Annotated in this window: 24 protein-coding genes; 12 read left to right on the top strand and 12 right to left on the bottom strand. The window is 66.3% G+C overall.

All coding sequences use genetic code 11. The features are described from left to right. The first annotated feature begins 17 nt into the window (after positions 1-17). On the top strand, positions 18-893 hold the full coding sequence (locus NCW75_01765; GenBank protein ID UYV13025.1) for an MBL fold metallo-hydrolase: 876 nt from the start codon (positions 18-20) through the stop codon (positions 891-893). Further along, positions 890-1813, top strand: a complete 924-nt coding sequence (locus NCW75_01760; protein ID UYV13024.1) for a class I SAM-dependent methyltransferase — start codon at positions 890-892, stop codon at positions 1811-1813. Before NCW75_01765 ends, NCW75_01760 begins: the two co-directional genes overlap by 4 nt. A gap of 15 nt (positions 1814-1828) precedes the next feature. On the opposite strand, the gene NCW75_01755 is transcribed toward NCW75_01760, so the two are convergent. The 4 genes from NCW75_01755 to NCW75_01740 all read right to left on the bottom strand — a co-directional run bounded on the left by NCW75_01755 (position 1829) and on the right by NCW75_01740 (position 6407). Next, positions 1829-2626, bottom strand: coding sequence for a hypothetical protein (locus NCW75_01755; GenBank protein UYV13023.1), 798 nt, complete (start codon positions 2624-2626; stop codon positions 1829-1831). A 165-nt stretch (positions 2627-2791) separates the two neighbouring features. Then, positions 2792-4741, bottom strand: coding sequence for a 5'-nucleotidase C-terminal domain-containing protein (locus tag NCW75_01750; GenBank protein UYV13022.1), 1950 nt, complete (start codon positions 4739-4741; stop codon positions 2792-2794). Between the two features lie 119 nt (positions 4742-4860). Beyond that, a complete protein-coding gene (locus NCW75_01745; protein ID UYV13021.1) occupies positions 4861-5958 on the bottom strand; it encodes a hypothetical protein in 1098 nt (365 codons plus the stop codon). Next, positions 5955-6407 carry an META domain-containing protein gene (locus tag NCW75_01740; protein ID UYV13020.1) on the bottom strand — a complete coding sequence of 151 codons (453 nt, stop codon included), beginning with the start codon at positions 6405-6407 and terminating at the stop codon, positions 5955-5957. Before NCW75_01740 ends, NCW75_01745 begins: the two co-directional genes overlap by 4 nt. Positions 6408-6494: 87 nt before the next feature. Between NCW75_01740 and NCW75_01735 the strand changes: the two genes are divergently transcribed. Next, positions 6495-7046, top strand: a complete 552-nt coding sequence (locus tag NCW75_01735; GenBank protein ID UYV13019.1) for an RNA polymerase sigma factor — start codon at positions 6495-6497, stop codon at positions 7044-7046. Continuing rightward, positions 7030-7416, top strand: a complete 387-nt coding sequence (locus NCW75_01730; GenBank protein UYV13018.1) for a hypothetical protein — start codon at positions 7030-7032, stop codon at positions 7414-7416. Before NCW75_01735 ends, NCW75_01730 begins: the two co-directional genes overlap by 17 nt. A gap of 3 nt (positions 7417-7419) precedes the next feature. Here NCW75_01730 and NCW75_01725 read toward each other — a convergent pair whose 3' ends face one another. After that, a complete protein-coding gene (locus NCW75_01725) occupies positions 7420-9129 on the bottom strand; it encodes an acyl-CoA carboxylase subunit beta (GenBank protein UYV13017.1) in 1710 nt (569 codons plus the stop codon). A gap of 166 nt (positions 9130-9295) precedes the next feature. Next, positions 9296-10093, bottom strand: a complete 798-nt coding sequence (locus tag NCW75_01720; protein ID UYV13016.1) for a hypothetical protein — start codon at positions 10091-10093, stop codon at positions 9296-9298. A gap of 89 nt (positions 10094-10182) precedes the next feature. Here NCW75_01720 and NCW75_01715 point away from each other — a divergent pair, with 89 nt between their 5' ends. From NCW75_01715 to NCW75_01705, 3 genes are all read left to right on the top strand, one after another. Continuing rightward, positions 10183-10770, top strand: a complete 588-nt coding sequence (locus NCW75_01715) for a DUF4287 domain-containing protein (GenBank protein ID UYV13015.1) — start codon at positions 10183-10185, stop codon at positions 10768-10770. A 30-nt stretch (positions 10771-10800) separates the two neighbouring features. After that, positions 10801-11316: an SRPBCC family protein gene (locus tag NCW75_01710; GenBank protein ID UYV13014.1), complete on the top strand. Its 516-nt coding sequence runs from the start codon at positions 10801-10803 to the stop codon at positions 11314-11316. Between the two features lie 116 nt (positions 11317-11432). Continuing rightward, a complete protein-coding gene (locus NCW75_01705; protein UYV13013.1) occupies positions 11433-12797 on the top strand; it encodes a TlpA family protein disulfide reductase in 1365 nt (454 codons plus the stop codon). 12 nt (positions 12798-12809) lie between these two features. On the opposite strand, the gene NCW75_01700 is transcribed toward NCW75_01705, so the two are convergent. Together NCW75_01700 and NCW75_01695 are read right to left on the bottom strand one after the other, a co-directional pair. Beyond that, positions 12810-15128: an FG-GAP-like repeat-containing protein gene (locus NCW75_01700; protein UYV13012.1), complete on the bottom strand. Its 2319-nt coding sequence runs from the start codon at positions 15126-15128 to the stop codon at positions 12810-12812. Between the two features lie 142 nt (positions 15129-15270). After that, a complete protein-coding gene (locus NCW75_01695) occupies positions 15271-17115 on the bottom strand; it encodes a hypothetical protein (protein ID UYV13011.1) in 1845 nt (614 codons plus the stop codon). Positions 17116-17238: 123 nt separating this feature from the next. Between NCW75_01695 and NCW75_01690 the strand changes: the two genes are divergently transcribed. The 4 genes from NCW75_01690 to NCW75_01675 all read left to right on the top strand — a co-directional run bounded on the left by NCW75_01690 (position 17239) and on the right by NCW75_01675 (position 20475). Continuing rightward, positions 17239-17940, top strand: a complete 702-nt coding sequence (locus NCW75_01690) for a DNA-3-methyladenine glycosylase (protein UYV14214.1) — start codon at positions 17239-17241, stop codon at positions 17938-17940. Between the two features lie 80 nt (positions 17941-18020). Continuing rightward, positions 18021-18542 carry a hypothetical protein gene (locus tag NCW75_01685; GenBank protein UYV13010.1) on the top strand — a complete coding sequence of 174 codons (522 nt, stop codon included), beginning with the start codon at positions 18021-18023 and terminating at the stop codon, positions 18540-18542. After that, positions 18535-20082: an AI-2E family transporter gene (locus NCW75_01680; protein ID UYV13009.1), complete on the top strand. Its 1548-nt coding sequence runs from the start codon at positions 18535-18537 to the stop codon at positions 20080-20082. The genes NCW75_01685 and NCW75_01680 overlap by 8 nt, the downstream gene beginning before the upstream one ends. A gap of 48 nt (positions 20083-20130) precedes the next feature. Next, positions 20131-20475: a hypothetical protein gene (locus NCW75_01675; GenBank protein ID UYV13008.1), complete on the top strand. Its 345-nt coding sequence runs from the start codon at positions 20131-20133 to the stop codon at positions 20473-20475. On the opposite strand, the gene NCW75_01670 is transcribed toward NCW75_01675, so the two are convergent. The 4 genes from NCW75_01670 to NCW75_01655 all read right to left on the bottom strand — a co-directional run bounded on the left by NCW75_01670 (position 20472) and on the right by NCW75_01655 (position 23762). Further along, entirely contained in the window at positions 20472-21047 is a 576-nt protein-coding gene (locus NCW75_01670; protein UYV13007.1) for a hypothetical protein, read from the bottom strand. The genes NCW75_01675 and NCW75_01670 overlap by 4 nt on opposite strands. An 18-nt stretch (positions 21048-21065) precedes the next feature. Further along, positions 21066-21653, bottom strand: coding sequence for a hypothetical protein (locus NCW75_01665; GenBank protein ID UYV13006.1), 588 nt, complete (start codon positions 21651-21653; stop codon positions 21066-21068). A gap of 114 nt (positions 21654-21767) precedes the next feature. Beyond that, positions 21768-23267: a signal recognition particle protein gene (ffh, locus tag NCW75_01660; protein ID UYV13005.1), complete on the bottom strand. Its 1500-nt coding sequence runs from the start codon at positions 23265-23267 to the stop codon at positions 21768-21770. A gap of 60 nt (positions 23268-23327) precedes the next feature. Then, positions 23328-23762 carry a hypothetical protein gene (locus tag NCW75_01655; GenBank protein ID UYV13004.1) on the bottom strand — a complete coding sequence of 145 codons (435 nt, stop codon included), beginning with the start codon at positions 23760-23762 and terminating at the stop codon, positions 23328-23330. An 81-nt stretch (positions 23763-23843) separates the two neighbouring features. Here NCW75_01655 and NCW75_01650 point away from each other — a divergent pair, with 81 nt between their 5' ends. Beyond that, entirely contained in the window at positions 23844-25604 is a 1761-nt protein-coding gene (locus tag NCW75_01650; protein UYV13003.1) for a Ppx/GppA family phosphatase, read from the top strand. The last annotated feature ends 68 nt before the right edge of the window (positions 25605-25672 follow it).

Below are 25672 nucleotides of genomic sequence, written 5' to 3'. Positions count from 1 at the left end.
CAAGGAAGGGCCATGCGGTGGAACGAGTGAGGGACAACCAACCTGCCATGTGCGTGCTGGCCAGCGGGTCGAGCGGGAACTGCACGGTGCTGCGGTCGGCCGACGGCGCGTTGGTGTTGATTGATGCGGGGATCAGCCCGAAGCGGACGGCTGTGGCGCTAGCGGCGCTTGGGCACTCGCTGGAAGACGTTTCGGCGGTCGTGCTGACGCACCTGGATAGCGATCATTTTTATTCGTCGTGGGCGACGGCGGTGCCGAGGCGGCTTGGCTTTGGCGCGAGCGTGTGGGTGCACGCGTCTCACTCGCGGGAGCGGCGGCTTGGGCCGTTGCACAGGGCGGGGCGCCTCAGGACGTTCGAGCGGGAGGCGTTCGAGCCGGCTGGTGGCATGATATTTTCGAGCCGGCTGGCGAGCCATGACGCGGAGGGGGTGGCGACGTTTCGGATCTCGACGCCGCAGGGTGACCTTGGGTTTCTGACCGACCTTGGCGAGGTGACGGATCGGTTGGTGGAGTTCCATCGGGGCGTTGGGGTGCTTGCGATCGAGAGCAACTACTGCCCGCGTTTGCAGGCGAGGTCGACGCGGCCGGACTTCTTGAAGCGGCGGATCATGGGTGGCGCGGGGCACCTGAGCAACCAGCAGTGCCTGCACGCGACCGAGTCGATCGGGCCGGGGAGCCACGCGGTGTTCTTGCACTTGTCTCGCGAGTGCAACAGCCCGGAGATCGTGGGCGAGATGCACGAGGGGGCGGACTATGCGCGGACGATCGCTTTGGCTGACGAGCCGACGCGGTGGATCTCGATCGCGGGGCCAAGACCACCGATCCAATCGGTGCCGGTGGGCCGGCCGGCGGCGCTGTCGCTGTTTGGGCCGCCGTCCGGACCACGAGCATGACGCCCGCGCGGCCGGCCGACCAACCTCTTGGGTATCGCAACACGAGCGGGCGGCGCGTGGAGCAAGGGAACGAGCGGGCGAGCCCGAGCGTGGTGCGGTCGCGGTTGTGGCGGTGGTTGATGGCGCTCTCGCGGACGCGGCGCATCGTGACGGTGCAGGGCGTTCGGTATGAGGAGCTCGACGCGGTGCCGCTGCGGCGGGCGCTGTCTCGGGGTATGGGCAAGCGGTATCGGGTGCGGTTCCCGGATCGGGCGAAGATGGTGCTGGAGGTGAGCGGGGCGCGGCCGATTGCGGATCTGCTCGGGGCGGGTGATCTCGGCGAGTTCACGTTGGTGGATCCGCTGATGCGTCCGGGGGATCGGGTGCTGTTGCTGCACGCGGGCACGGGTCATGGGGCGGCGTGGCTGAGCGATCGGCTGGGGCCGACGGGGGCCCTGGTCGCCCTGGAGCCTGACGCGGCGAGCGTGCGGTATGCGCGGCATCGGTATCACCCGGCGAACACGGCGCTGGAGGTGTGCGACTTGCACTCGCCGACGAGCGCGCCGCCCGCTCTGATTGGTGAGCTTGATGGGGCGTTCGATGCGATCGTGCATCGGCGGTTACCCGGCGAGGGGCCGCAGCGTGACGCGCAGTTAGCCGAGTGCTGGCGGCTCTTGTGCCCCGGTGGGGTGATGTCGGTGCTGCTGGCGTCGCCCAGTGGGCACCACGACCCGCGCGAGGACCCGCGATTGCGGACGCTCGAGGAAGCCGTTAAGGCACTGTCCGAAGAGAGCGGGCCGGGGTTCGAGCGGATGGAGCGCGTGCGGGTGCATGCTCGGTGCGGCTTGCTCGTGCAGCGTGGGTACGAGGACGAGGACGTGGACGACGATGATGGGCCCGGACCTGTTGGGCCCGATCGCGGTGAGGGGCAGCGGGTGTAGTCGCGGTGTGAGGCGCTAGCGCCGGGCCATCTCGCGCATGACGCCCAGGACTCCCGCCGTCGCGGACGAGAGCGCTGAGCCGGGGTCGGTGCCAGGACGGTACTCGACGGTGAGGACGGTGCGTTGCTGGTCGAGGCCGTACCAGGTGCCTAGCGAGCCAGCGGGGTTTGTGAAGTCGGCATGGACGCGCCAGGCGGGGTCGATCGGCTGGGCGGCGTTCACGTAGGCGCTCGCGAGGCGTTCGCCGGGTTCGCTGGGCCCGTCGGGGTCGACGAAGGGGCCGCCGGGGGTGGAGTGGAAGACGATGATCACTTCGGGATCGAACCTGAGGATGTGGCGGTGGACGGCGGCGGCCTCGGGCTCGCTGAGGGGTTCGGGGCCATTGGTGCGCGAGGGGCGGAAGTTGGGGGCGGGCCAGTTGCGGTTGAGGTCGACGCCGCGCGCGTTGCCGCGGCGGCGTTGCTCGTAGCCGTCGGGGTTCATGGTGGCGATGCCGCTGAGGCTTAGTTCTTTGCCATAGCCGGCGGTCGTGAGGCGCAGCCAGAGCTGGTCGAAGCGGTCGAAGACCTCCGGTTCATCTCCATGAATGAGGCCGATGACCAGCAGGCGGCGCGGGCCGGTGCCGTGGGCGCGGGCGTAGATGGGGTGGCCCTCGCGGCTGGCACCGAGCTGGGTGGCGGTAGATTCGAGGCGGGGGCCTTCGGGGAGGTTGACGGGGTCGGGTAGTGGGGTGAAGGGGTTTGGCGGGGGTGCAGAGCAGGCGGAGACCAGAAGACAGATCAAGACGAGAACGGTGTTTCGGAGCTGATGCATAATCGTGCAGAGTAGCGTGGAGCGACGGTCGGGTTGCGGGTGCGCAAGAACGCCGGCCGGTGGTCGGGGTCCACGCGGCCGGCGTCGTGCAAATGGTGATCGAAAGCAGGCTGGCTCGGGCTCAAGCGAGAACGTATGCGAGCCCGAGCCGGCCTGGGTGTGGGGTTATGGGCATCCGGCGGCGAAGCCGTTCTGGAAGCAGAGGAAGTCGAAGATGTTCAGGCTGCCGTCGCGGTTGCAGTCGGCGCTGGTGTCGCCGGCGTCGAAGGCGTTCTGGAAGGCGAGGAAGTCGAACAGCGTGAGCTCGCCGTCGAGGTCGAAGTCGGCGTAGCAGCTCTGGATGATGCGGTCCTCGCCACCCTCGGGGTAGTCCATCATGCTGATGGTGCCCATGAGGGTGTCTTCGATCATGGTGGCCAGGCTCTGCTGGTAGCTGACGCCCAGCGTGGTGAAGGGCAGGCCGCGGAAAGGATACTGGTCGCCGCCGCGGGCGAGGAAGTCGACGATGGCGACGTCGACGTCTTGCGCGCCGGGGACGACGTCGCCGTTGGTGATGATCTGGGTGCCGTCGCTGAGGGTGACGTTGCGGACGCGCTCGCCGGGGGTGACGACGATGGCGTCGCCGTCGAGGACCTGGGCCTGCTGGCGCCAGTCGAACTCGAGCGTGAAGCCGGCGATCTGGGCGAAGCGGCCGCTGGACTCGCCCTGGCGGCTGACGGCGTTCTCGAGGACCTCCTTGAACTGCACGGCTGGCACGTCGGGCACGATGGTGACGAAGTTGCTGAATGGCAAGATGTCGAAGGTGTCCAGCTCGGTGATCTCGCCGGCGGCGATGATGCTGTCGTTACGGATGCCGCCGCCGTTGGCCAGCGCGACGTCGGGGGCGTCGACGCCGAAGGTGGCGGCCAGATCGATGCCGGTGGTCAGGAACGCGTCGGCGATGAGGTTGCCCAGGTTGGTCTCGATGTTGCGGACGCTCGAGCGGCGGCCGTCGAGGTCGACCTCGCTGAAGCCGATGACGTTGGCTGCCAGGGCGGCGACGCCCGCGGCCACGGGGTCAACGACCTCGGCCTGGATGACCGGGTCGGCGGTGACGGCGTCGGGGCTGACGGTGGAGACGCGGACGGGGCCGGACTCGTCGAGGATGTCGGTGAGGTTTCCGTCGGCGTCGAATCCTAGGACGAGGCGGCCGACGTAGCGGTAGTCGCCGCTGGTGGTGACGATGGGGATGTCGTTGCCGTCGGCGTCGGTGCCGAAGATCGGGTAGCCGCTCTGGCCGGCGACCTCGTCGGGGGTGTCGCCTGGGACGAGCAGGTCGTCGCCGTTGGCGAGCAGTTCTCCCCCGCCGCCGCCGACGATGGCGTCGACGCCGCGGAGGGTCTGGATGAGATCGAGCTCCTCGGTCAGGCCCTGGAGGTGGCTGGAGAGGATGATGATGTCCACGCCGTCGGCGGTCAGGGCGTCCACCTCGGCCTGGATGATGGTGGTCAGGTCGTCGTCGACCGCGACCCCGCGGGGGCTGGAGATAAAAGGCAGGTCCGGCGTGGTGGCGCCGACGATGCCCACGCGACGGACGCCGGCGTCGGTCGTCACGTCGACGACGGTGCTTGGGGCGATGCGGCCGCTGTCGACGAGGGCCTGCAGGCCGGGCTCGCCGGTAAAGTCGAGGTTGGCCGAGAGGAAGGGGGCGGGGTTGTCGGCGAAGCCGGCGATGAAGTCTTCGAGCACGTCGGGGCCAAAGTCGAACTCGTGGTTGCCGATGATGAAGGCGTCGTAGCCGATCGTGTCGAGAGCGATGGTGTCGAAGAAGGGCACGCCCTTGTCGAGGCTGACCGAGAACTCCGGGCCTGGCAGGAAGTTGTCGCCGCTGGTGAGCAGGAGGCTGCCGCGGGCGAAGCCGCCGGCGGGGAAGGTGGTGGCTTCGGCCCGCAGGTCGCCCACGACGGTGGCGAAGCGTGCGACGCCGCCGAAGTCTTCGAGGCCGCTGCCGGCGTCGATGAGCTGGCTCTCGCCGTCGTTGTGGTGGAGCAGGTGGAGGTAGAAGTCGGTCTGGGCGCTCGCAGTCGCGGCGGCCAGGGCCAGGAGCATCGACGCGGGAGCGGTTCGCTTGGTCATCTATTCCCTCTCACAGTTGGCGTGCGTGTGTGTTGAGAGGAAAGTAAGAACGGACCAAACTGCGGGTGTTTTGGCCGGGTGAACAGTGCGCGAAGATGGTGTTTGGGGTGGAAGACGAGCTAAGGACCACCACCCAGCCAGCCGGCGATCCGGTTCACGATTACCCCAGCGCCGACCGAGAAGACCCCGAGTACGACGACGAGTACGCCCATGCCCGCCAAGGTCCACAGGTACGAGCGTGGATCTTTCTCGTGAGGCTGCTCGACGCGGGCGAGGATGGCCGACGCGAATATCTCGGCAGCGCCTTCGGCCATGTCGAGGAAGAGCTCGGGCTCGATGAGTTCGAGCTCGCCCAAGAGCGGCTGGCCGTCGTCGCCGGGGACGAGGTCAACGCGGGCGTAGAGGGGTTTGTCGCCGTAGCGGTCTTCCCAGGCGGTAAGGGCGAACTCGGCGACGTGGGTTTGCGCTTCGGTGGGCTCGACGAGGGTGTAGACGCCGCCGAAGTCGGTCTGGGAGCGGAAGTCGCCCTTGGCTGGGACCTTGGTGACGGCGTGGGAGAAGGTGCCGTCGAAGTAGACGAGGGAGGTCTCGCCCTCGGTGGTGATGCGGGGGAGGTACTTCTGGACGAGGGCCCCGCCGGATTTGGTGAGTTCGCGGAGGTAGTCGAGGGCTTGGGTATCGGGGCGGTCGAACTTCTTCAGACCGCTAGCGGCCGCGCCGACGGTGGGTTTGATGACGATGGTGGTCCAGTTGTTTGACTTGGCCTGGTCGATGGCGGCGGGTTCGTTGCCTTGCGTGACGAAGATGGTGGGGACGATGGGGACGCCGGCGGTCTGGAGTTCTTGCAGGTAGGTCTTGTCGAGGTTGGCCAGGGCTGTATTGGTTGAGTTTTGCAGCCCCCCACCGTTGTCTTCGCTCTCGCCGAGTACTGTGAGGAACTCACGGAAGCGGTCGAGGCGGTCCCAGTAGTCCCACGTGGTGCGCAGGACCAGCACGTTCGCGTCGACCAGTTGGCCGACCAGTGGCCCATCTTCTTCCTTGATTGGCGTGAGTACGTCATCCCATGCGGCGAGTTGCACTACAGCGCCCTGGCGGACCAGTTCCTGCATCAGCCTGCCTTCGGAGGCGTGGTCGATGTGGTCGTGGTGGCGGCAGGTGAGCAGGGCGATGCGGGGCGTGTGCCGCGGCTGGCGCGGGTTGTCGGGCGCACCCGTCATTGGCCGGCGCGGGAGAAGCGGAGCAGCTCGCGCTCGCCGACCATCAGGTCGAGCGTGCGTTCTGTCGCGGCGATTGAGTCGGCGCGTTGGAGCATGGCGATGAAGCGCTGCTCGAAGGTCATGGCCCCGATCTCGCCGGCCATCTTGGTCGTGACGATGCCGCCGGCGTCCCATTGGCCCTGGTCCATGGCGTCGGCGTTTATCTTGCCGTTGTAGCGGTTGATGCCGGCCTGGCCCGAGATGGCGCCGTCGGCGGTGATGGTGAGGGTGGGCGTGCGGGCGCCGCTGGGCAGGTCGTAGTTCTCGTCTTCGATCTTGGTGAGGGTCCACTTGCCGACGGGGGAAGCCGATAGGGCTGGATTTGCATCGCCGTCGCCATTCGTGCTGATGGCACAGCCGGACGGGAAGAGGATGATGGCCGCCAGGATGGTCAATAGTGCGATTCGCATGGGAGGCTCCATTCTTGGATTTCGACCGCAGGATTCGTGAACCGGCGGTGGCGATGATACGACTCTATTGCCGAGGGGGATCCGATCGTGCAACGCAGCAGCCTTGACATCGCGGAAGACCTCGTGGTGCTGCGGGCGTCGGGCGGGTGCGTGGAGTCGTTTTCCACGCTGACCGATCGGTGGCACCCTCGCTTGGTTCGGCACGCGACGCGGTACTTGCGTGATCGGGCGGCGGCGGACGACGTGGTGCAGGAGGCTTGGCTGGCCATCTCGCGCGGCATCCGGCGGCTAGACGACCCGGCGCGGTTCGGGCCCTGGGCGTACCGGATCGTGACGAACAAGTGCGCGGACCATGTGCGCTCTGAGAGCGCGCAGCGACGGGTTGCGTTGGCGAGCACGCCATCGGACAACGGCGCGGTGTCGGATAACGAGTCGGGTGGTGCGTTGCGACGGGCGATGGCGGTGATGCCGGCCGAGCGGCGGACGCTGCTGGCGTTGCATTACCTGGAGGGGCTGAGCGTGGCGCAGCTTGCGGAGGTGTTCGCCGTGCCGATGGGGACCATCAAGAGCCGGTTGTTCCACGCACGGGCGGAGCTGAAGTCAATTGTGGAAAGGGATAACGATGAAGAACATCGATGATTCGATCCGTTCGGCATTGAGTGCCGAGGACAAGGAATGGTTTGATCAACTTGGCGAGCAATCGCCCATCGAGCAGGTGATCGACAGCTTTACGTCGCTGTCGCGGATGTACCTGGTGATGTCGTTCACGCTCACGTTCGCCTTCCTGGGGCTTGCGGTCTTCGCGGTGGTGCGTTTCTTCTTGGCCGAGGAGGTGGGCGGTCAAATCTTGTGGGCCGGCGTGTTCTTTATCGGGTTTCTCGGAACCATGCTGATGAAACTGGGCTACTGGATGGAGCTGAGCAAGCTGGCGACCATGCGGGAGATCAAGCGGGTGGAGCTTCAGGTGGCGCGGCTGGCGGAGCACTTGAATGTGGGTGGGGATCGCTAGGCGTCAGGTCTGCAGGATCCCGGTCTTGAACTCGCGGCTGTAGTCCCAGCCCTGGTTGGCGCTGGCGAGGGCGTCGATCAGTTCGGCGCGGGTGTTGTGGGGCTGGATGAGGCGGTCGACCCAGCCTCTTGCGGCCCCGTAGTGGATGTCTTGTTGTTCGTTGTAGCTGGCGCGGACGGCGTCGAGGATTTCCTTGTGGGTTTCCTCATCGATGGTCTCGCCCTTGCGTTCGCGGCTGCGTTCTTCGATGGTGGCGAGCACGCCGGTGGACTGGGCGGCACCCATGACGGCGCACTTGGCGCTCGGCCAGGCGAGGGTGAGGAAGGGCTCGAAGGCGCGGCCGCACATGGCGTAGTTGCCCGCGCCGTAGCTGGAGCCGGTGATGAGGACGATCTTGGGCACCACGCAGTTGCTCATGGCGTTGACGAGCTTGGCGCCGCTTCGGATGATGCCGGCCTGCTCGCTGTCTCGGCCGACCATGAAGCCGGTCGTATCGTGGATGAAGACGAGCGGGATCTTGCGTTGGTTGCAGTCCATGATGAAGCGGGCGGCCTTGTCGGCGCTGTCGTCGTAGATGACGCGGGGCATGGCGGCGGCCTTGCTTGGGCCGGCCTTGCCGCCGGCCTGCACGCGCTGGGTGAGCTCGCACTGGTTGGCGACGATGCCGCAGGGGTGGCCGCCGATGCGGGCGTAGCCGCAAACGAGGGACTGGCCGTAGTCGGCCTTGTACTCGTCGAAGTCGGGCTCGAGGCTCTCGTGGCCCTCGGCGTTGGGCATGCCGCGGGCGTCGACGACGCAGGCGAGGACGTCGCGGACGTCGTATTGCTGGCCTGATTTGTCGGTGAAGATGTCGTAGATGTCGTTGCCGGTGCGCAGGGGGTTGACGCTGTCGGGTGCTTCGGGGATGTCGCCGCCGCGCTTGGCAACGATTTCGCGCACGCGTGTGAGGCACGAGTCGTCGTCGGGTTCTTTGAAGTCGATGGTGCCGCTGATAGCGGCGTGCATTGAAGCGCCGCCGAGTTCTTCGTCGGTGACGTCCTGGCCGATGGCGGCCTTGACGAGGGCCTGGCCGGCGAGGTAGAGGCCGCTGCCCTCGGTCATGAGCAGGGTGTCGCAGAGGACGGGGAGGTACCCCCCGCCGGCGACGCAGAAGCCCATGATGGCGGCGGTTTGTTGCAGTCCTTCGGCGCTCATGACGCTGTTGAGGTAGAAGATGCGGCCGAAGTCGTCGGTGTCGGGGAAGACGTCTTCTTGCAGGGGGAGGTAGACGCCCGCGCTATCGACGAGGTAGATGAGAGGGAGGCGTGCCATGCGCGCGACGTGCTGCGCGCGGATGATCTTCTTGCAGGTCATGGGGAAGAACGCGCCGGCCTTCACGGTGGCGTCGTTGGCGATGATCATGTGGCGGCGGCCTTGGACCAGGCCGATGCCGGTGACCACGCCCGCGCCCGGGGCGCCGCCGTGCTCTTTGTACATGCCTTCGGCGCACCAGAGGCCGAGTTCCACGAAGTTGGGGATCTCGTTCTTGTGTGGATCACCGGTTGGCTTGCCATCGACCAGTTTGGCGACACGTTCGCGGGCGGTGAGGCGGTTCTTCTTGTGCTGGCGTTCGATGGCCTTGTCGCCGCCGCCCATGCGGATGGTGGCCTCGCGGGCGAGGCTCTGAGCGTTGGCGTCTTTGAGCGAGGAAGGGGCTGTAGCAGTGGCGGGCAAGGCGGGGCTCTCCGGCGGTTCGGGTTGGGTTCGCCGGTAGCGTATGGGGAGAAAGGGGGGATAACCACAGAGGCACAGAGGGGGAATTGAGAAGAAGGGATTGGGGTGGGGAGAGGAAGAGAAAGAAGAAGAGCCCAGGCTTGCGCCAGGGCCTCGTCAGGAGGAATCAGCCGCGCGGGATTGGGAGGAGCATGGTCTTGAGGACGCCGCCGAGCCAGAGGCGGCGTTGGTCGGGCAGGAGGCTGGCGAACTTGAGGGTCTTCTTGCTGGTCTCGATGGCGATGGCGCGCTTCTTCTTGCCGTTCTCTTCGATGTCGGCGTCGGTGAGCAGGACGGCCTCGACGCTGTCGGCGTTGAAACGGCGCTTCATGCCGAAGGGGCCGACGCCGGTGAAGATCTCGCCGTCGGGGCCACGGAGGCGGACCTCGACCCGGCCGGCGATGGTCACGAACAGCGCACCGATGACGGTGAGGCCAATGAGGACGAAGGGCGTGAGGAACAGGGCCATGAAGATGGTCATGCCCAGGGGCATGTTCTGGTTGCCGCTGCCTCCCCCACTGCTGGCGAAGGGCGTGGGGAACCAGGCGGGCAGGGTGACGCCGAGGTGCAGCAAGAGGGACGAGATCATGATGACTACGAAGATGCCGGTGATGCCGTTCCAGAACGCGGCGAAGAACAGCATGCCCGCTGCACCGCCGACTGAGCGGGCCGAGGCGCGGAGGGTGACCCGGTCGCCGAAGTCTCGGATGGCGCAGCCGCCGGGCGGGTCGCCCTGGGCGAGGGCGAGGGCCTTGCGTTCTTCGGCCTGGTCCTTCTTGGAGCCCTTGTCGCGTGGGGCCTGGTCGACGCCGGCGAGGTCGGCCAGGCGGCTGAGCCTGCCGCAGCGGCGGCAGAGGGCGACGCCCTCGGGGACGTTGATGTCGTCGATGGGGATGGTGGCCCCGCAGGGGCAGGTAGTGGCCATGAGCAAGAAATCGGCTTGCGGAACGGTGGACTTCCACTATACTGGCATCCCAGGGGTACACAAACCCCGAACCCACCCGGAGGCACGCGATGGCGACACCCGAAGAGATGGCCAAGGCGATGGCCGAGAACCTGAAGAAGAACACCGGCAAGAGCCTGGCTCAGTGGGCCAAGGTGGTCAAAGGCAGCGGGCTGACCAAGCACGGTGAGGTGGTGAAGTATCTGAAGACCGAGCACGAGCTTGGGCATGGGTACGCGAACCTGATTGCGCATGAGGCCAAGGGCACCGCCGGGGCGGCCAGTGGGAAGAAGGTGAGTGAGGGGGAGGGTGCTGGCTTGGTCTCGGCGCAGTATGCCGGAGCGAAGGCTGACCTGAAGCCGATTTACGACGCGCTGATCAAGAAGGTGGAGGCGTTCGGCAGCGATGTTGAGGTGTCGCCCAAGAAGGCATATGTCAGTCTGCGGCGGAGTAAGCAGTTCGCGTTGATCCAGCCGAGCACGAAGACGCGGGTGGATGTGGGTATCAATCTGAAGGAACCGCCGAAGACGGCGACGGATCGGCTGGAGAAGTCGGGCAGCTTTAACGCGATGGTGAGCCACCGGGTGCGTGTTGAGGGTGTCAAGGGTGTGGACAAGGAACTCATCGCGTACTTGCAAGAGGCGTACGACCGGGCTTGATCGCGCGAGCCATAGAAAGGAACCAGAATTATGCGGATGTTTCTCTCAACCCTGATCGACGCTTCGCAGGAGTCCGTGTTTGCGGCGGCGAGTGACTTTCCGAACGCGGCCAACATGATCGGGGGTATCAACTCGGTCGAGATGCTGAGCAAGGCCAACAACGGCTCGGACATCGGCGTGGGCACGCGGTTCAAGGAGAGCCGGACGATGATGGGCAAGGAGGCGGTCGAGGAGATGGAGGTGACCGAGTTCGACCCTCCTCGTGCGTACACGCTGAGCGCGATGTCGTGCGGGGTGAAGTTCGACAGCCGGGTGACGTGCCTGGAGGAAACCCCGGGAAGCGGGGACCAGACCGGTGGGTGCCGGCTGAGCTACGACATTGATACTGAGCCGCAGACGCTGTTTGCGAAGGTGGTGTCGCCGATCATGGGCGTGATGATGAAGGGGACGATGCGTAAGGCGATGGAGAAGGATCTTGCCGACATGAAAGAGTATTTAGAGTCGCCTGGTAGCAGTACGGCTGGTGGGGTTCCGTCTGGCGGGTGATGACAATCGATTCTCGACGGTTCATCACGCTGGGCGCATCAGCGCTGTACCATCCATGGACACGCCGCCCACACACCGATGTCTGGCGCGGCAGCACCCCGAAGGGAGAACCACCCATGCCCCACCTCGCATCTCGTACGCTCACGCCCGCTATCGCCCTCTTACTGTCCGCCGGCGTTGCGCTGGGGCAGAACTCGAACCAAGCCGAGAGCACGACTCCGAAGGTCGACGCGGCGATCGCTTCGTATGAGGCCGATTGGGCCGCGTTCATGGAGACGGGCGAGCGGCCCACGTACGACCTCTGGGTCGCGGCGCAGCAGAAGGCCCTCGAGTCGATCGACATGGGCCAGGTGAGCGTCGAGGGTCTGGTGAAGCTCCACGGCGCCAACATGCTCAACGGCGACGAGGCCCGCGCGAAGGCCACCGAGCGTGTTGCGGAACTGAAGCAAGAAGCCAAGGCGGACTCGGTCGACTCGGTTGCTCTGGCGACAATGGACCTGATGCTCCGCGGCGTGCGCACGCGCACGAGCCAGCCCGATCCCGAGTTGCAGAAGGAGCTGTTCACCGCCGTCATCGACCATCCCAAGCTGCACGAGGCCATCAAGCACGGCAAGGCTACTGGCATCGGCCAGGCCGTTGGGAGCGTGGGCGGCGACCTGCTGGAATCCAACAAGGACGGCGTCGTGGCCCTGGGCGTGATGCTGGCCGACGCACCGCCGAAGATGGCCACCGAGGGCGCCGCGTATTGGCGGTCCTTCGATCGCATGGAAGGCGTCGACAAGGAGCAGGTCGAGGCCATCCGCGTTGGCCTGGTTGGCATGATGGGCCGGGCCGTGAAGGCGACCGATGATGACGGCGAGCCCGTGCTGGGCGATGCGCAGGATTACATCAAGGGCACGCTGGCGCGCATGGACGGCGCGGCCGCCCGTGGCATGCTCATCGATCATGCCATGCCGGACATGACCATCGCGTGGTCGAGCGATTCGTCGATCGCGTCGTTTGCCGACCTCAAGGGGAAGGTTGTCGTGGTCGACTTCTGGGCGACGTGGTGCGGCCCGTGCATCTCGAGCTTCCCCAAGGTGCGTGAGTTGCAAGAGCATTACGCGGGCAAGCCCGTGACCATCGTGGGCGTCACCAGCATCCAGGGCGCGGTGTACGGTGTGCCCGAGCATGAGGGCCCGATCGACACCGAGGGTGACCCGCAGAAGGAGTACGACCTGATGCCCGCCGTGATGGAAGCGCACAACGTGACGTGGCCCGTGGTGTTCACCGAGCAGGAGGTCTTCAACCCCGACTTTGGAGTTGGCGGCATCCCGCACGTGGCGATCATCGACGCGGACGGCAAGGTCCGCTTCAACGGCATGCACCCTGCGGCGCCGATGAACGAGAAGACCAGCAAGATCGACAAGCTTCTGGTCGAGATGGGCGTCGAGCCGCCCGCGTCGGACGAGGAAGCGAACGACGAGAAGCCGCAGGGCTGATCCCGCCTCGACCTACTCGCAGCCCCGATCGAAGGCGGTCTGGAAAGCGAGGAAATCGAATATCGTGAACAAGCCGTCGGCGTCGAAGTCGGCGGCTTTTTCTTGTTGGTCGAAGAGGGTCTGGAACATCAGGAAGTCGAAGATGGTGAGTTGGCCGTCGGCGTCGAGGTCGGCGCGGCACCGGATGTTGAGCAGGATCGACACGCCCCCGTTGTGTGCGGTTGCGATGTCGAGTTGGCCATCGCCATCGAGGTCCGCGGTGGCAAAGTTCTTGGGGCTCGCGCCCACGGCGTAGCGGTGCTCGGTGTCGAATGTGGCGTCGCCCGCGTTGAAGAGGACGGACACGTTGCCGTACTCGGGGTTCGCGACGAGCAGGTCCATATCGCCGTCGCCGTCGGGATCGGCCGCGGCCAGGAAGCCGGGTCGAGCAGCGGCGGGGTAACGCTGTTGTGGTGCGAACGTTCCGTCGCCGAGTCCGAAGAGTACCGATACGTCGTCGAGGCCGTTTGCGACGGCCAAGTCGAGGAGGCCGTCGCCGTCGAAGTCGGCGGACGTGATGGAGCGCGGGCTGGACCCGACCGGATAGCGCACTGGGGGGGCGAAGGTCGAACTGCCCATGTTGAGCAGCACGGCGGCGTCATCGCTGCCGGTGTTGGCCACGGCGAGGTCGGCATCACCGTCGCCGTCGAAGTCGCCGATGGTCACACCCCTGGCCTCGTCGCTGGTGGTGATGCATTGGGATGAGAGGAATCGCCCGTCGCCGAAGTTCGGCAGGTAGCACACCTCACCGCTGCCAGAGCACACGGTGACGAGTTCGATGTCGCCGTCGCCGTCGAGGTCGGCCGAAGCAATCGCAACCGGGCCCTCGCCCGTCGACACGGAGCGTGGCGAACCGAATGTTCTGCCACCCTCGTTGAGGAGGATCCAGACACGGCTGAAGGACGCCTCAGCCGCCGCGATATCGGTGTCTCCGTCGTTGTCGAGGTCTCGGGCATGCACGATGATGGGCCCGCGTGTCAAGACGTCGAGGGGAACGCCGGGCCCGAAGTTACCCGCACCCACGCCGAAGTAGACTTGCAGGCCGGCGCTTCCCGCGACAACATCTTGCACGCCGTCGCCGTCGAAATCGGCCGTAGCGACGCCATAGGCGATGCCCGACGTCACCAGGCCGGGAGCCGGCAACGACAGCGTGCCGTCGCCGGCGTTGAGGGCGAGCGAGATGTCGTCGGCGTTCGGGTTGGGGGCGGCGAGGTCCGGGGCTCCGTCGCCGTCGAAGTCGGCCACGGCGAGATCGCTTGGGCAGCACCCGAACTGGTAGTTGTTGGGCCCGGTCAGGCCGCCCGCACCGTCGTTCATGAGGATAGTGGCTCCTCCTGCGAACGAGAAGGGGAGAAGGGCGAGGTCGGTGTCGCCGTCAAGGTCCATGTCGGCGGCGGCGATGTCGATGAAGCGGCGGCCAAAGTTCCGCCGCGTCTCGGGTGCGAAGGTGCCATCGCCGTTGCCGATCAGGATGGAGAGGTCATTGGATCCGAGATTCGAGACCACGAGGTCGAGAACGGCGTCGCCGTCGAGGTCGGCCGTCGTTGCGACGTGGAGGCCATCGCCGACTGCGTATCGCACTTCGGGCGCGAAGGTGCCGTCGCCCAGGCTGAGGAAGACCGACACGTCACTGGTTGCCGACCAGTTGGGCACGATCAGGTCGGCGTTGCCATCGGCGTCAAGATCGGCGGCGATGATCTGGCTTGGGCGTCGGGACAGGGGGAGGTCTTGGCCGGGCGCGAACGTGGCATCACCATTGTTCAGCAGCACGGGAACGCCATCGATGGGAGCGGAGGTGATGGGCGCGATGTCGGCGTCGCCATCGCCATCGAAGTCGGCTATGGCGATCGAACTGGAGCTATAGGGGATCGCGATGGTCTCCTGCAGCGCGAACCCGCCGGACCCGTCATTGATCAGTATGGCGATGCTGCTCGGGGTGTGGATGTCGGCAACGAGGTCTGTGTCGCCATCACCGTCGAGGTCGGCTCCCGAGATGGCGAACGATGCGTTGCCGATGCTGGTCCGCGAGGTGGTGACGAACGCGCCCCGGCCGTCGTTGAGCAGGACGGCGACGTGGCCGGAACCGGTGTTGGTGGCCACGTCGATATCGCCGTCGCCGTCGAAGTCGGCGTGGAACACCCCCAGCGGTCGGCCATCAACGGGGAAGACCTGCCTGGGATAGAGCGGTTGCTGGGCGTTGGCAAGGCCGCAGCAGCATGCGGCCAGCAGCGCCGCGAGGCAGGCATCGAAGGTATGGTTGAATCTCGTGCGAGTAGGTCTTGGCCGTTGCATGCTCGTTCTCCATCCCTGGTGGTCGTTTCTTGTTCACATGCAAACTACCACAGCGGATCCCGGTTTGCAAGCCTGTTCTTCTGATGTTTGCTTGATGTCTGGGCAATCTTAATAATCGCTTGCCTACGTAGCGTGTCACTCTTCAGTCGCAGCCGGCGTCGAATGCGGATTGGAACGCGAGGAAGTCGTGAATCGTGAACGAGCCGTCGGCGTCGAAGTCGGCGGCCCTTTGTCGTTGGTTGAAGAGATCCTGATAGGCGGCGTAGTCGAGGATGGTGAGTGTGCCATCGAGGTTGAGGTCGGCCCGGCAGGGGCAGTGGTTGTCAACGGTGGCGCTCACGTCGAACACGCCGGACTCGGGGAAGCGGATCATTTGGCCGTCGACGGTGGCGGCTTGGACAACCAACCCTTCGAGCCGGCGGTAGCAGTCGATGGGGCCGAGCGTGGCTCGGAAGCCACGATGTTTGGCGGTGCCGACCGGCTCGAAGCGGGCCGGCTCGAATCCGGACTCGCCCTCGAAGCGTTGCCAGACGCGAATGCTGGCGGGGTCGAGTTGGCACGTGCCATCACGCACGTCGATGCGCCAGAATTGTGGTTCGCCGAGATCGGACCATCCGTCGAAGGGGTCGGGGAACTGTGACGAGATGCCCGGGTGCTCGACGGCGATCTGGAGTGGCCGCGATGTAAACTCGCCGAGCTCGACGAGGCCGGCGTGGACGGCGCGGCCCCAGGGCGTGATGGACTCGGTGGGCATCACGAAGTTGCTGGCGAGTTCGAAGGTCCAGGTGACGGCGTCGAAGGCGTCGAAGGACCAGTCCTTGGTGGTGCCGCCGTACTTGCCCGGTGCTCTCCAGGTAACGGTGCGTTCGAGATCGCCCGAGGCGTTCATGGCGGCGACGACGGCGGCGCTGGCGTGCGAGAGGCTTGCGCGGCGGTGCTCGGGCAGATCGCCCGTGTGGCTGTAGGGGGCGAAGAGCACGCCGCCCGAGGCGTGGATGTCGGCCTGCGCGACGACGCGGTCGGCCAGCGGCAGCAGGTAAGCCTCGAGCGCGGCGGTCTCGGGCTCGCTGAAGGGGCCGGTGCCGGGGTAGGTGGAGCGATCCGGGCGTTGCGTGGGCACACCCTGGCCCCAGGCGACCGAGAAATTGCGGTTCAGGTCGACACCGTGCAGGTCGCCGGCCTCGTCGCGGCGCATGTTCTTGCGCCAGAACCGGGTCTGGAGCGGGTCGCCCGGCATGGTGTCGTGGACGAACCCGTCGACGTTGAGCATCGGCACGAACACGAACTCGACGGTGTCGAGCAGCTTGGTCACGCGATCGTTGACGCCGTAGCCGCGGACGAACTGCTCGAAGGCGTACGTCGTGCTGGTGTGGGCGATCCACTCGCGCGCGTGGACACCGCCGAGGACGACGATGACCGGCTTGGGGTGTGCACTGGGCGTCCCGGTGACGTGGTAGGCGGGGATGGTGCGGCCTTCGAGCGAGTGGCCGATTTCTGCGGAGCGCACCAGGTTTGGGTGCTGCGCCTCGCGCAGTGTTTCGAGCATGGCCCAGCGCTGGCGGTAGGCCTCGAGCGTGCGGTATTGCGCGTACCAGGCTTCGGGGGTCGGCACGTCAGCGGTCTTTGGTTCGGGGCCGACCGCGGCTGGACGCACCAACTGGTGGAGGCGTTCGGCGAGGACTTCCACGGACCAGCCGGCGTCGAGCAGTTCGCGCACTCGATCGGGGCTGAGGGCGGCCTCGATGGACCGCCCCACTGCGGGGGCGCGCGTCCAGATCTCGGCCTGCATGGCTTCGAGCTGCTTGATGAGCGAGCGGGTGGCGTGCTGGATGCGGATGAGTTGGCCGGGTTCGTTCTCGGCTTGGGGTTCGGGTTCGGTCGCGTGCTGGGATTGGGGGTGTTCACTTTGAATCCGGGCCATGCTCTGGGTTGAGGCGAAGGCCAGGCACGCGATGAGCGCGACCATCGGTAGTATGCGTTTGCCCATGCCAATGGGTACGCCTTCGTGGTTGACCGAGTTGCAAATCACAGCATCGACCGGGATGTTTGGGCGGATTCGTTGGCTGCGGCTAGCGATTTGGGGGCTCGCTATGCTCGGAGCGTGGGTGCGATGCTGGATATCTTGAGCCTGCCGGCCGACGGGGCGGCCCGGGGCGTGCTTGGGTGGACGCTGTGCCGGCGGCTTGAGGATGGGGTGGTGCTGCGGGGGCGGATCGTCGAGACGGAGGCGTACGCGGGGGTGGCCGACGCGGCGTGCCATTCGTATGAGGGGCGGCGGACGGCCCGGAACGAGCCCATGTATGGGCCGCCGGGGACGACGTACCTGTACTTCACGTATGGCATGCACTGGTGCATGAACATCGCCTGCACGGCCCGGGACGATCCGCAGGCGGTGCTGCTGCGTGCGATCGAGCCGGTGGAGGGCGCGGCGCGGATGGATGCGCTGCGGCTCAGGAATCCGAAGGCGGCCAAGGGGCTGGCCGAAACGAAGCTGGGGGCCGGGCCGGCGCGGCTGTGTGCGGCTATGGGGCTGGACAAGTCTTGGAACGGCGTGGACTTGCTCAAGAAGAAGCGGTCGGGGCCTGATCTGTGGCTCGAGGTTGGGCCCGAGCCGGAGGGGGTGCTGTTTGGGCCTCGCATCGGGATCGACCGGGCGGGCGAACCGTGGGTGAGCGCCCCGCTGCGGTTTGGGGTGGCCGGGAGTGCGAGCCTGAGCAAGAAGTTCGCCTTGATTCCCAAGAAGTGTTCGGGGATTGTGTGGAGTTGGGGGGAATCACGCCCGCTGGCCGATAGTGGGCGCGGTGGCGTGTAGGATTTCGGGTTCGGGCTCTTGCCCGGGCGGGATTCGCGCAGCAGGGAACAGGCGGGCCCCATCGGCGGGTTGGTATGGACATGAGTAACACAAGCGAATGGCAACGCATGCGGGAACGGGCACCCTTTGCCCCCGAGGCGTTCCGCTTCGTGCAGGAGGGCTTGCAGCACACGCTCGAGCGTGCGCGCGGCGAGAGCCCGAGCGTGTCGGTCGAGGGAGATGCCGACGAGGCCGACCTGGATTTGACGCTGCTGGGCGAGATCGCGGGCATCGACGCGAACGACCTGGATGAGATCGCCCAGATCGAGACGCGGCACGTGAGCGGGCAGGAACTGTGCCTGGGATTGCGGAGCCTGGCGGTCGAGAAGTATGGCTTGCTGGCGCGGACGGTCTTGCGCGGCTGGGGCGTGAGCAAGACCGAGGACTTCGGCAAGATCGTCTACGCGATGGTCGACACGGGGCTGCTGCGCACGAGCGAGCAGGACTCGCTGGACGACTTCCGCGGCGTCTACGAGTTTGAGGAGGCCTTCGACGGGCTGGCCGATCGCTGTGCGGATCCGGCGGGCGGGTCCGGCGTTTCGGGGACAGACGGGATTGGCTAAGGCCGACGAGGGCCCGGCCCCCGAAGAGAAGGACCAACCACCCGCGAAGCAGCCGTGGTACATGCGGCATTTGTGGCAGATTCAGCCGATCCGTGACATCCTGGTGTTCGCGGCTGTGTTCGGCGTGCTGTACCTGGGGTACGTGCTTCGGACGGTGACGGTACCGCTGCTGCTGGCGTTGCTGCTGGCGTACTTGCTTGAGCCCGTGGTACGGCGGCTGGAGCGGAGCAAGCACTTCACGCGGAACGGGGCGGTGTCCGGGATCCTGGTTGCCGTCGTCATTTTCGTGGCGGTGCCGCTGGTGCTGGGCGTTGGCTTCGCCGTGGTGCAAGCGGTGGACATCGCGACGAAGACCCAGGACGGGATCGATCGCTATGCCACCGTGACGACCTATGTGCGGAGCCACGAGGGCGAGGTGGTGCCCCACTTCGATCCGGATCGGACGCCCGCGCCGCGCGCGAATCCGCCGCGCTACGAGCTCCAGTTTTATGAGCGTGTTGATCCGCCGCCACCCCAAGCGGAGGGTGAGACCGGAACGCCGGCAGCGGGTGAGAGCGACGATGCGGCTGCCGATGCCGGTGCTCAGGATTCGATTGGTGCCGATGGCAACCCGCTGCCCGGGGGTGAGCGCGTCGCCACGGAGGCGAGCATCAAGGCGTCGGCCGCGTTTGGCGGCCTGCCCGACGTGTTGCAACCGGTGGTGTACCAGTATCTCCGACGGACGGCCCAGACGCTCGACGAGCAGCCGGCGGACACCACGACGAACACGGTGGCGCAACTCCTGGACTGGGGGCTCAACTTCGTTCGCGGCAACACAGAACGCATGACCGACGTGGTGGTGCAGGGCGGGCGAACCACGGTCGTCACGGGTCTGTCGACGCTGACGTCGATCGGCATGCTGCTGTTCGGTTTGTTTCTCACGGGATTCTTCTTCTACTTCCTCTCGACCGGATACGCGCACGTGCGTGACTTCGGGTACGAGGTCATCCCACACGATCACCGCGACCGCGTCGTGCACCTGCTGACGCAGATGGACAAGGTGGTCGCGGGCTTCGTGCGTGGGCGGATCACGATCGCGATCATCCAGTCGATTATCTTTACGATCGCGTACTGGCTGATTGGGGTGCCCGCGCCGCTGATCTTCGGGCCGCTGGTTGGCATCCTGAGCATCGTGCCGTATGTGGCGCTGCTTGGTATCCCGATCACCATCGCGGCGATGGCGATCGACAATAGCGGGTTCCTGGCCTTTCAGCAGACGTGGTGGTGGACGCTGGCGGCTCCGATCGCCGTGTACTTCGCGGGTCAGGCGGTCGACGACTACCTGCTGACGCCTTCGATCCAGGGCAAGGCGACGAACATGGACGTGCCGACGATCCTGTTCGCGTCGCTGGCGGGCGGGATCCTGGCGGGCATCTACGGCTTGCTGCTGGCGATCCCGGTGGCGGCGTGCGTGAAGATCCTGTTGCGCGAACTCTTCTGGCCGAGGTTCAACGCTTGGTTGCGTGGGGAAGAGAAGGATTTTCTACCGCTTAAGCGGTAGGCTTAGACCGATCGTCGCTGAGATTCTTGGGATCTGGGGGTTCGAGACATGGCCAAGCCGAATGGTGTTGCGATCCCGATGCTAATCTCGGGCATCGTGAATCTCATGTACGCCGCGAGTGCGGCGGTTTCCGCGTTGGTGTTCGGCGCCGCCACGTTCGGCATCGGGTGCGCGTGCCTTGTCATCCCGGTACCGGCAATCATCCTTGGCATCTACGAGATCAAGATGTTCAACAAGCTGCAAGGCCCGCCGCCGTACGCGCAGCATCGATCCGCGGCCCACACGATCGCGATCATCCAGGTCATCACGATCATCTTCGGCAACGTGGCGAGCTTCGTGTGCGGGATCATCGCGCTGGTGAACATGAACCAACTCGACGAAGCGACCGGCTAGCGCCGACGACGCGTTCCCGCGGCGAGGCCCAAGGCCAGCACGGACGCGCCCGCGGGCGCGGGGATGACGTGGATGGTAGCGGAGCCTTCGACGAGGTCGTCGAGGTAGGCCCGGGACTCATGCGAGTCGGGCATGATGTAGACCTCGAAGCGAGAGGTCATCGTGGATAGATCGACCTCGAACGCTCTGGTGGGATCTACCGGAGCAGTATAGGTCGCCTGCCAGAAAGCGATAGGATTATCCAGGGAAGGTTCGAAGCCAGCGGGACCGAAGTTGAGCTGGCCGGCGAGGATGCGCTCGAATCCATCTGAGGTGGGCACACCGATGCTTGTGCCGGGGCCATCCATCGGGGTGACGAGCGAGACATCCGACCACCCGGTCGCACCAACGGATGAAAGCAGATCGGTCGCGATGCCGGCCATGGCGTACTCGAAGGTCGGGAAGGCAGCCGAGAGGGTGACGGTGGTGCTCTGGCCGGGCAGGAGCGTGGGCTCGTCGACATCGATGATGACCGACGACTGCGCGAGGGCGGGCGTGGCGACGAGGATGGCACACAGGCACTGTGTCCGCATGGGTTGATCTCCTCTTTCTTACTGGCGACGGCGTGCGGCGAGAAGCGAGCCGCCGGTGATGATGAGCAGGCTGGCGGGGGCGGGGATGACGTGGATGGTGGCTTGGCCCTCGGTGAGGACGTCCATCAAGCTCCGTGTGTCGTGGCTCTCGCGCTCGATGTAAACATCGAAGAGACTCGTCTCGGTCGCAAGTGCGACGTCGAACGGTGCCACCGCGTCGGAGGGCGCGGTGTACGTCGCGCTCCAGAAGGGGAGGGGGTTGGGATCGGGCTCCCACTTGCCGGGCGGGAAGTTGAGTTGGCCGGCGAGGATGCCCTCAACGCCAGTGGCACCCAGCGTGCCCGCGCTCGTGCCCGGGCCGGCCATGGGCTGGATGAGCGCCAGGTCGCTCCAGCCGGCGTCGCCGGTGGAGATGAGCAGGTCGGTCTGCACGCAGCACATCAGGTACCACGGGCCGTCCCACCCGGCGGCCATGGTGACGGTGGTGCTCTGGCCGGGCAGGAGGGTGTCGTTCTCGATATCGAAGACGATCTCGGCGCTGCTGGTTTGGGCCAGGGCGGGGGTTGTCGCGGCCAGCAGCAGGAAGCAGGCGGTCGTTCGGCGCATGGGAATCTCCTCGCGTTCGTAGAAGGTACCGGAAAGCGGGGGACGATGCAAGGGGATTTTGTCGTGCCATACCCCTCGCTCGCGCGAGGGGCTCGTGGTCTTGTTGTTGTTCGGCTATTTGCGCTTCTTACGTTGCTTGAAGCCCTTGGGCTTGCCGCCCTTGGTGCCCTTGCGGCGGGGGATGCTTGGCATCATGTCGGCCGCGCCCGATTGGCCGCCCGCGCCGGCGGCCATGTGGCTCATGGTGCTCATCTTGCTTCGGGCGCTCATGTCGGCCATGCCCTTGGTGAGCTGGTTGATGGTGTTGAACTGCTTGACGAGCTTGTTGACTGTTGGCTGGTCGACGCCCGCGCCCCGGGCGATGCGGCGCTTGCGGGAGTTGTCGATGAGCTTGGGCTTCTTGCGCTCCTCGACGGTCATCGATTGGATCTGGGCCTCGACGCGGTCGAGCTCCTTGTCGTCGATGTTGACGTCCTTGAGCATCGAGCCGACGCCCGGGAGCATGCCGAGGACTTGTTTCATGGGGCCGAGCTTGCGGATGGTCTTGAGCTGCTTGAGGAAGTCGTCCATGCCCATCTCGCCGCGCATCATCTTGTTCTGAAGCTTCTCGGCTTCTTCCTCGGAGACCTCTTCCTGGGCGCGCTCGACGAGGCTGACGACGTCGCCCATGCCCAGGATGCGGCCGGCGAATCGCTCGGGGTGGAAGGGCTCGAGGGCCTCGAGGCCCTCGCCCGTGCCGACGAAGCGGACGGGGGCGCCGGTGACCTCACGGACGCTGAGGGCCGCGCCGCCGCGTGTGTCGCTGTCGAACTTGGTGAGGATGACGCCGTCGATGCCGAGCTGGTCGTGGAAGGCCTTGGCGCTTCGCACGGCGTCCTGGCCGGTCATGGAATCGACGACCAGGAATATGTAGTGCGGGTTGCAGGCGGCCTTGACCTTCTTGAGCTCGCCCATGAGCTCGTCGTTGACGTGCAGTCGGCCGGCGGTGTCGAGGACGGCCACGTCGCTGCCGTTGGCCTTGGCCTGCTTGAGGCCGCGCTTGCAGACGTCGACGGCCACGCCCACGCGCTCGCCGTAGGCACCGATCTGGTCGAGCTCGCCGTGGAATTGCACGGAGGCGCTGCCGGGGAGTGCGCCGGCTTGCGAGGCGACGGTCTCGAGCTGCTCAACGGCGGCGGGGCGCTGCAGGTCGGCGGCGACGAGGGTGCTGGAGAGGTCCTTCTTGCGCAGCCACGCGGCGATCTTGCCGCAGGTGGTGGTCTTGCCGCTGCCTTGCAGGCCGCACATCATGATGACGGTGGGCCCGGGCGACACGGTGTGGATGCCCGGGTCGGACGCCTTGCCCGGCTCGCCGCCGAGGAGCTCGACGAGGCGATCGTGGACGATCTTGATCATCTCCTCGCCGGGCTTGACGGATTCGGTGACCTTCTGGCCCAGGGCGTCCTGCACAACGTTGTCGCAGAGCTTCTCGACGACCTCGAGGGCGACGTCGGCTTCGAGCAGGCTCTCGCGGACCTGGGCCATGGCGTCGCGGACGTTCTTCTCGGAGATCGAGCCCTGGCCGCTGAGGTTGCGGAGGGCGGATTGGAAGCCTTCGGTGAGTCGTTCGAGCATGGGGAGTCCTTGGGAGTCTGGGCGGAATCGAGGGGCATTGTAGAGGCTGGACCGCGTGGGTTAGCCGTTTACGCGAACAACACGGCGTTCTCGCAGGAGCCACCACTCTCTCCGCAGGCTCGCCAGGTCGGTCTCGATGTGTTCATCCGGCGGCTGGTCTTCTTCCTCTGCCCAGCAGGAATATACATCGACGGGGCCACTTTCCAGGAATGAATCGATGATCGCCAGAATCGCCGCTCGGTCGCGATCGAGTCGTGCCGCTTCTTCTGGATCTTCTGCCGCCAGGGCATCGTACGACAGAGCCGGCCCCTCTCTCCACGCAATGGCAAAGGCGCACGCGCACCCTTCCTTGCTTGCGACTTCAAGAACACGGTCGAAGGTCAGCGATCGAAAGCACAGTGGCCGCTCCGCCGGGCTCACTGGGTGGGCACGAAGTGACTCGGCAACAGGGTAATCTGCCAGCGAGTTTGTCGCCAGGTACAGGACCATACACATGGCCGATTCTAAGCGGATTTGGTTGAGCCCGCTCGGATGACGCCCTCTCCAGCACTCCCTGGCCTCGCTACCGTTTGCGTGATGGACACCGCCCCCACCACCGGCCCTGACGCTTCGCCTGCCACCGACCGCCCGCTGCGCCTGGCGGCGATCGATGTGGGCTCCAACTCGATCCGCCTGCTCATCGCCGAGCGCGACGACGAGGGCGGGTACCGCGTGCTGGACGAGGAGAAGGTGAGCCCCCGGCTGGGCCACGCCCTGACTGAGACGGGCATGATCGCGCCCGATCGGCTGGAAGAGGCCATCGGCGCGGTGGAGCGGATGAAGCAGATCGCCATCGGGTATGGCGTGGCCGAGGTGCGGGTGATCGCGACCAGTGCCGTGCGTGAGGCCAGCAACGGGCACGAGTTTGTGGCGGGCGTGCAGCGGCTGAGCAACCTGCGCACCGAGGTCATCGGACACGAGGACGAGGGGCGGCTGGCCCACAAGAGCGTGGCGGCGGCCTTCGACGTGCGCAGGCTGTCGTTCGCAGTGGCCGACATCGGGGGCGGCTCGACCGAGGTGGTGTTCAGCCGAGGCGGCGCGGTCGAGAAGGTCGTCGGCCTCAAGCTGGGCGCGGTGCGCGTGGCGGACATGTTTGGCGGTCGGAACGCCAGCGACCCCGAGACCTTCGATCAGATGCGGCAGTATCTCAAGGGCGCCATCGAAGCCGCCGTCGGCAAGATGCCGCTGAAACCGAAGACCCTCTTCGGCACCGGCGGCACGTACAGCGCCCTCGCGTCGATGCAGCAGGCCCGCGACGGCGCGGCCACCGAGAGCGTGCAGGGCCACCGGATGGGCCGCGACCGGGTCGCCCGCATCCTCGAACGCACCCGGGCCGCGCTGCACAAGGGCTCGAACGTCCACGGCCTGAACAAGGACCGCTACGACATCATCCTGCCCGGCGCGGCGATCGTCGAGGCGCTGATGGACACGCTGGGGGTCGAAGAGCTCGTCGTGCACGACCGCGGCATCCGCGACGGCCTCATGCTCTCCATGCTCGAATCCCACTCCGACCACTCCGTGGCGGGGTATGGGGTCAAGAACCATTCGAGCGCCACCGGCACCACCGCCACGACGACCACCGCCACGCGCATGACGCTGGGCAGCCGGGCCGAGGCCGTCCGCCGGTTCGCGCGCAAGTGCCGCTACCACGAGGCGCACAGCGAGCACGTGACCCAGCTCGCCCTGGAGATCTTCGACCAGCTCGCCGAGCAGCTGCCCGGCGTCGCCACGCAACTCGCCGAGCGGCACCCCGGCCACCCGCTGGCGGTGGACCACCAGACGGCGATGGACGCCGAGGGCCGGGGTGTGCTCGAGGCGGCCGGGGTGCTGCACGACATCGGCTACCTGGTGAACCACTCGAGCCACCACAAGCACAGCTATTACATCATCGCCAACGGCGAGCTGGACGGCTTCTCACCGCGCGAGCGGGAGCTGATCGCCAACGTCGCGCGCTACCACCGGCGCAGCCACCCCAAGGGCAGCCACCAGCCCTACAAGGCCCTGGACAGCCACGACCGCACCATCGTGCGCCGGCTGGCGGGCATCCTGCGGGTTGCCGACGGGCTGGACCGCACGCACACGCAGGTGGTGGATCGTGTGTCGGTCAGGGTCGAGCCCAGCGACGGCAGCGAACACCCGAGCACCCCCACGAGCACCGCCGTCTTCACGGTCGAGTCGCCGTCGGACGTGTCGACGAACATCTGGGGGGCGGAGCGCAAGAGCGAGCTGTTCTCGTTGGCGTTCGGGGTGGGGTGCGTGTTCGATGTGGGGGGCGTGGCAATGGGCAATGGGCAATAGGCAATCGGGAAGGCGGGAGGACGCGAGCGTCGTCTCCCACCCATCGCCAATGGCCACGAGCACCCCTG

Source organism: Phycisphaera sp., assembly GCA_025916675.1.
In the GTDB taxonomy this organism is placed as follows: Bacteria; Planctomycetota; Phycisphaerae; order Phycisphaerales; family UBA1924; genus JAHCJI01.
Note: the sequence above shows the minus strand (reverse complement) of the source record. Positions and strands in the feature narration are given on the sequence as shown.